Annotated in this window: 2 protein-coding genes; both read right to left on the bottom strand. The window is 45.8% G+C overall.

The window, feature by feature from the left end; genetic code table 11:
- The coding region (locus Q0277_RS03015; RefSeq protein ID WP_297995458.1) for an alpha/beta hydrolase-fold protein at positions 1 to 655 on the bottom strand (655 nt) is incomplete at its 3' end.
- A partial coding sequence (locus tag Q0277_RS03010) for a TonB-dependent receptor (protein ID WP_297995455.1) occupies positions 649 to 2,723 on the bottom strand: 2,075 nt, incomplete at its 5' end. The genes Q0277_RS03015 and Q0277_RS03010, both read right to left, overlap by 7 nt.

Raw genomic sequence — 2,723 nt, 5'->3', positions numbered from 1 at the left:
TCAGCTGTGATTCGCCCCACCATAACGAAGGCGAGGCGATAAAAAACTCGTCGAAAATCCCATCGTCGCGCAGCAAAGCATAAATCCCGAATAGCCCGCCGAACGAATGTCCGAAGTAAATTTTATCGCTTTTTGCCGTAGAGTATTTTTTCTCCACGAGCGGAAATAGTTCATCTTTTACGAAATCGTAAAATTCTGCTGCGCCGCCGCCGTTTGCATATTCTTCGCCGCTCGCCGCGGGCGTTAAATCTCTCGTGCGACGCTTAATATCATACGCTAGCGGGCTGTCGTATCCGATGCCTACTATAAGGACGGTTTTATTTAATTTAGACCCGGTTTCGACGTTTTCTTTCGCTATATTTGGATCTGCATAAATTTGCGCATAAGAGTTTAAAAGCATAGCAACTTGCGCGTTCGCATCAACCATAAAAACTACCCTATCGTAGCGAGCGACATTTTTTTGGCGAGCTATAAAAATTTTATATTTTTCGCCGTTCTTGCTTTTTAGAATAAAATCGCTCACATTAAACATTTCGTGCACAGCTCCACTTGCCTGCTCAATCTTTTGCGGCGGTTTTGCCCTCAGATCGCAAGCGAATAAGCATACTAAAAAGAGTGCGTCGAATATCACAAGGAAGTTTTTTAGGCTTACCATTTAGCGTTTACCTTAAACCAAAACCTCCTGCCCTCCTCGGGATACCAATAGTAATTGCCGTCGTCTGCGAGACCCTCGTCGTATCGGACGTTATCAAAGATATTATAAGCGGTTAAATTTAGGCTCAGATTATCGTTTAAATCGTATTGTGCGCCCAAATCCGTAGTAAAAAGCTTTTTGTCGTTTTTGCTGACTCTATTGCCCGGACCGAATTGTACGCTTGTAAGCTCACTTTCGTAATTAAGACCGATAAAGGTAGAAAGCGGAGCGATAGGCCTATAGCTAAGCGTCGCATGTGCGGCATGCTTCGGAGTAGCGGTCAGGGATTTGCCATCTAGCCTACTAAGATTGGTTTGGCTAAATTTAACGGCGCCGTTTGGCGTATAGATCGTAGGATCCCCGGTTTCGATCTCGGAGTGGCTATAGGTGTAGTTTGCCTTGAAATTTAGCCTTTTAGTAATATCGTAATCGCCACTCAGCTCAACGCCGTAAACCTCGGCTCCTTCTATATTAAAATACGTTCCCCAACCAGGACAATTAACGCTCGGCGCGCCGGCGCAGCCTCCGTAAGCGGGAATCCTATTGATATTGCTGCCATCGGTATCTAAAATTTTATCTTTGAAGTCGTTTTTAAATAGCGTGATATTGCCGCGCAGATCGTCTGCATTGTCGTAATAAAGCCCGATCTCGTAGGTCGTGCTTTTCTCGGGCTTTAAATCCTTGTTACCGAAATCTATAATCCTCCAGCCGCCCTGAATCGTGCCTACTTCAGGCGAAATTTGATTGACGTTGGGAGTTTTATAACCGGTTGCGACGCCGCCTTTGATCGTCCAAGTGTCGCCTATATTAAATGTCGCGTAGGCTCTAGGAGAAAAGTGGTTGCCGAAGTATTCGTTGTGCGTGAGCCTGCCGCCGAGCGTTAAAAATAGCGTATTTTCCAAAATTTCGATCTCATCCTCTAAAAATCCCGCATGCTCGTTCATAGAAAATCGCTGCGGAGAGCGTAAATTTTGCCTATTCGCGTTTGAAACGATGAAAGTCGTTTGCACATCCTGTTTGCTAAAATCGTAACCGAAGGTAAGCGTATTTATACCGAGATAAGTCGTAAATTTGGAATTAAAATTTCTATTTTTTACGATTGCGGGCGAAAGGCTATCAAAAATGCTCGTACGGCGAGTCTTGTCCCAAAAATAACTTATATCAGCGCTTAAGCTTTCAAACTCGCCCAAATATCCGACTCCGTGATTTTCTCTTTTATATTTATAGTGATTTAATCCGCGCGCGTTGGGATAAACGGCGGTTTTACCAAGAGTTCTTGAATAATCGTGATTTTGCCTTCCGGTTTGAACGTAAAATTTATTATTTTCATCCGGCGTTAGCCAAAGCTTGGCGTTAGAATCCGATTTATCGCTCTTCTGATAGCCTCCCTTATAGCCGTCCTCGTCGCGCAGCTTTTTATATCCCCACAGCTGAAGCGCCGCATACTGCCCGAAAGGAATATTGACGTAAGCTTCGCCCATCTTACCGTTTCCGATACCCTCGTGATCTTGGATAGTTGTAGATATAGCGGCGCTTCCGCTAAATTTAGAAAAATTCTTTTTCGTAATGATATTTATCACGCCGCCTACCGCATCGCTTCCGTAAAGCGAGCTCATCGGCCCCCTAATCACCTCGATACGCTCGATCGCTCCTGCGGGCGGGATAAAATTCGAGTTCATATCGCCCGCTCCGCCTTTTGGGTTCGCCGCCGCGGAACTTACGCGTTTGCCGTCGATAAGCACAAGGGTTTGAGAGCTTTCCATTCCTCTGATGGATATCCCGCTTGCCGGGCCGTCGTCGCCTGCGATAACGCTGACGCCAGGCATTTTATTCGCAATATCGTGTAGCGAAGTGAATCTGCCGCTTGATATCTCTTTATTATCCAAGGTAGAGATGGAGGCCGGCGCCTGCCTAATATCTTGGCGAAAGCCGCTCGCACTTACTACGATTTCGCCAAGATTCATGCTATTTGCGTCACTGCTTAGGTGTGAGCCTTCCATGCCGCATAAAATCGAAACGCTCGCGCATA

Source organism: uncultured Campylobacter sp., assembly GCF_938030815.1.
In the GTDB taxonomy this organism is placed as follows: Bacteria; Campylobacterota; Campylobacteria; order Campylobacterales; family Campylobacteraceae; genus Campylobacter_B.
The sequence above is the reverse complement of the archived record's forward strand: the minus strand, read 5'-3'. Positions and strand labels throughout refer to the sequence as shown.